Here is a 3,584-nt window from a genome sequence, read left to right on the forward strand (position 1 = left end):
CTTTGTCCTTGCTCATCATCGATCCTCCGATTTTTGAGCAGCATAATGTAACAGATTCATACCACCTATTTGCACCAGAGCCGACAATGCTGGCTCAACTTCTCTCAAATCCTCTGCGCAACTCCCAATCAGTAATACGTCGATCATGTTCTGTTTGCTCCCACTGTGCCGCGTGAACATAGTGGTCAACCACTTCACCTCCCAGAATCTCGCGAAGCCATGCTGATTTTGACGTAATTTCAATAGCATTTCTAAGCGTTTTCGGAATTTCTGGTAGCGAGGTCTCCCGATAGCCATCACCGACAAACGGCGGCGGCAGATCCAGCTTTTCTTCAATACCCGCCAGGCCTGCTGCTATAAGACCTGCGAAAGCGAGGTAAGGGTTAAGATCCGCACCACCAATACGGCACTCTGCTCGAATTGCGCCTGAACCTTCGCCGCAAACACGGAAGCCAACTGTACGGTTGTCTTGGCTCCAGGCAATCTTCGTCGGTGCGAAAGTGTCCATTTGAAACCTCTTATAGGAGTTTATATATGGAGCCAACAAGAGAGTAATGTCTTTCGAGTATTTCATCAGACCTCCCAAGTAGCTTCTCATCAACGCAGACATACCACTCGGGGCTGACGAATCGTAAAAAAGAGGCCGACCGTCAAGAGACCAAAGTGATGAGTGGATATGGCACGAGGAACCGGCAAGTTGATAATTCCACTTAGCCATGTAGGTAATAGCCTTGCAGTGCTGCTCCGCGATCTCCTTGCTACCGTGCTTGATTAGCACATGGTGATCTGCCATTAACAGTGGATCAGCATAACGCACATTGATTTCGCCTTGACCTGGTCCGCCTTCTCCTTTTGAGCATTCAATAGGAACGCCTGCCTCGTAAAGCCCATTTCTAATTGGACGCATAACAGACTCTTGACGTGTGGTCGATAGAATATGGTAATCTTGATTATAGGTGCCAAATGTTTTCAGGTTAGTAAAGCTTTTCTTAGTTATCACATCGTAGGGTTCATCAAACAATAAAATTCCAGTTCCGATGCAAAACCAGCGCGCATGCCCAAATCAGCTAGCCGGCGCATCTGTTTCTGCAGAATTTGTCTGGGCGAATGTGCTATAGGTGCGCCCTTAGCATCAAAGGTATCGCAAATTACAAGTGCGGTTGCGTCCAACCATGGCAGCGGTCGTATCGTTGAAAGGTCTGGTTTGAGGAGTAAGTCTCCATATCCGCGGTCCCAACTGGCGCAACGGTAACCTTCAACTGGAAGCATCTCCATGTCATCCGCTAACAGGTAATTGCATGCGTGAGCTTCTTGGTAGCCATGCCGGACAAAAAACGCTGCATGACAGCGCTTTCCCATCAGTCTGCCTTGCATATCTACTATGCACATAAGTACCGTATCGATTGAACCAGCGGCTACAGCGCGCTTTAATTCTTCGAATGTCATTTTCGTACTCCTACCCAACAGTAAAGAATAAATTTTATGCTAGTTTTACCAATAGGCTATTACAAGTAAAGCAGTAACGTCGGTTTTAGCAGGATTTAGGTCATCGATCATGAAATTTCTCCGGTTGAAGTAGTGCTAGAGTAGTCTTGACCGATGTGATTCAAATCGGCAGGAGTTGATTGGGAAATATGATTAATCCAATTTCCGAACAAGAGATGGGCGTGACTGCGCCACAGATTTGTCGGAGCTGACGCTTCACAGTCACCGGGAAAATAGTTTCGCGGGCGACTAACACATTTACCTGCCTTTCTGTCTCGGAAATACTCATCGGCCAGTGAGTTCGAATCGTATTCGATATGATTGAAGAAATGAAGCGCGTTATGATTAGGATCGTCGAGTAGGCATAGGCCTGTGTGCGGCGAGTCAATTAAAACGGATAGACCGCTATCGGGCGGTATATCTGTCTGTCGCATTTCTGTCCAGCGTGAAACTGGGATGTCGAAGTCGTCAGATAGTCCCTTCAAATAAGGAGATTTATTTCCTACACAGCGATGCTTAAATACGCCAAAAGCTTTTTCAAATAAGGTGTACTTGGGCATGCCGTGAAAATAATGAATGGCTGCTTGAGCTGCCCAACAAATATTAAAGCACCTGTGAACGTTGGTTAGCGTCCACCGAAAAATTTTGGTGAGTTCATTCCAATAATAAACTTGTTCGAAAGGAATCGTTTCGACCGGCGCGCCAGTCACGATGAGCCCGTCAAACTTCTGCTCCTGAAGCTCATGCCAATCGTGGTAAAAAGATGCTAGATGCTCGGGTGGCGTGTTCTTGGGCGAATGGCTTGTTATTTTAATCAGCGTCAGTTCGACTTGCAGCGCGGTAGAGCCTAGCAAACGTGCTATCTGTATTTCTGTATTTCTTTTGTTCGGCATAAGGTTTAACAAACCTACACGTAACGGTCGGAGGCACGTATAGCCCTTATTTTCTCTATCCAGAACCATGATGCCTTCGGCCGCAAGCGTGTAACCTGCGGGTAGGCCTTTGGGAATTATGATTGACATATGCTTTGAGCCTCCGCTATGTTTCTTTCTTAGTTCGATAATTTATCGATTTTTGCATCAGAGTTACCAGGAAAAGATCACTAGACAAAGTGCGATCGCAGCATAAAAAGACCCAGTTACCCTATTGATGATGGAGACGTTATCAAAGGCAGCTCGTGCTTTTTGAGCGAGGAACATGTAGCCGCCGTATATAATCAGTGAAACAATCACGCCCACCACACTCAGCGTTAGTGCTTGATGAATGTAAGGTACATGTGAGCTGATGAAAGCAGGATAGGTAAGCAAGGTCGCTAACCAACCTTTTGGGTTGATTAAAGCGACTAGCAGAGAATCGATAAAAATCTTATTTTGACTCGAAACGACAACTTTTTGGTCGCTGGGAGAGGGTTTTGCGAAAAATGCAGTGATCGCAATATAAGCCAGGTAGATCGCACCGAACCACCGGAGGTAATTAAGAATCGAGCGATGATCACGAATGATCAATCCAACACCCGAAAGCGCGACTATTGCGTGGATTGCGGTTGCTAACCCAAAACCAAGTGAACAAGGGACAATCGTTTCTCGTCCATATCTGAGAGTTTGCGCAACCGCAAACCCTATGTTTGGGCCTGGTACAGCGACCGCTGAGGTGAAAGCAACAATAAACAAGATCAACAAATGTAAATCCATAATTCCGCAAGATTCCATCAACACATAATTCAAATAGATAAAACACAACTCATTGATTTGAGTCATTCGGTCGCTTGTGTGGTAGCTTAGTCGACTGGTAATCTAAGCATGCATTTCCAAACGCCTTGAACATTTACGGCTTGTTACGTCGCTGGTCGCGTGCCATTCAGGATGCCATTGCACCGCGAGCTGAAATGTTGATGATTTCTTGTATGAGATTGCTTCAATCACGCCGTCCGAAGCAACTGCCTCCATCTGCACATTGGCACCCAAGGTTTTGATGCCTTGGTTGTGCAATGAGTTAACGTACAGTTCGGCGCTTTCTACAATTGGTGACAGCCGTCCGACTGGCATGACGCTGACCGTATGCGTGGGAAGATATTGTTGGTCGCGAGGGACGTCAGATGG

At 46.4% G+C, this 3,584-nt stretch carries 5 protein-coding genes; all 5 read right to left on the reverse strand.

The genetic code is table 11. The annotated features are described in order from the left end of the window. Positions 1–94 precede the first annotated feature (94 nt). Complete coding sequence (locus WM40_RS25935) at positions 95–1,021, reverse strand: glutamine synthetase family protein (RefSeq protein WP_236693709.1); 927 nt, start codon at positions 1,019–1,021, stop codon at positions 95–97. Further along, a complete protein-coding gene (locus WM40_RS31885; protein ID WP_236693710.1) occupies positions 997–1,446 on the reverse strand; it encodes a type I glutamate--ammonia ligase in 450 nt (149 codons plus the stop codon). The genes WM40_RS25935 and WM40_RS31885 overlap by 25 nt, the downstream gene beginning before the upstream one ends. 107 nt (positions 1,447–1,553) lie before the next feature. Further along, positions 1,554–2,507, reverse strand: a complete 954-nt coding sequence (locus tag WM40_RS29240) for a homoserine O-succinyltransferase (RefSeq protein ID WP_082103275.1) — start codon at positions 2,505–2,507, stop codon at positions 1,554–1,556. Positions 2,508–2,570: 63 nt separating this feature from the next. Next, entirely contained in the window at positions 2,571–3,242 is a 672-nt protein-coding gene (locus tag WM40_RS25940) for a LysE family translocator (RefSeq protein ID WP_236693711.1), read from the reverse strand. Positions 3,243–3,278: 36 nt separating this feature from the next. Next, positions 3,279–3,584, reverse strand: a 306-nt coding sequence (locus WM40_RS25945; RefSeq protein ID WP_236693712.1) for a gamma-glutamyl-gamma-aminobutyrate hydrolase family protein, incomplete at its 5' end; no start/stop codon positions are given.

Source organism: Robbsia andropogonis (genome assembly GCF_000970345.1).
Lineage (GTDB): Bacteria > Pseudomonadota > Gammaproteobacteria > Burkholderiales > Burkholderiaceae > Robbsia > Robbsia andropogonis.

What these genes read in the sequence shown, in the direction of transcription:
- WM40_RS25940 (WP_236693711.1), bottom strand. Translation starts at nt 3,242, where the DNA reads ATGACTCAAATCAATGAGTTGTGTTTTATCTATTTGAATTATGTGTTG.
- WM40_RS31885 (WP_236693710.1), bottom strand. Translation starts at nt 1,446, where the DNA reads ATGACATTCGAAGAATTAAAGCGCGCTGTAGCCGCTGGTTCAATCGAT.
- WM40_RS29240 (WP_082103275.1), bottom strand. Translation starts at nt 2,507, where the DNA reads ATGTCAATCATAATTCCCAAAGGCCTACCCGCAGGTTACACGCTTGCG.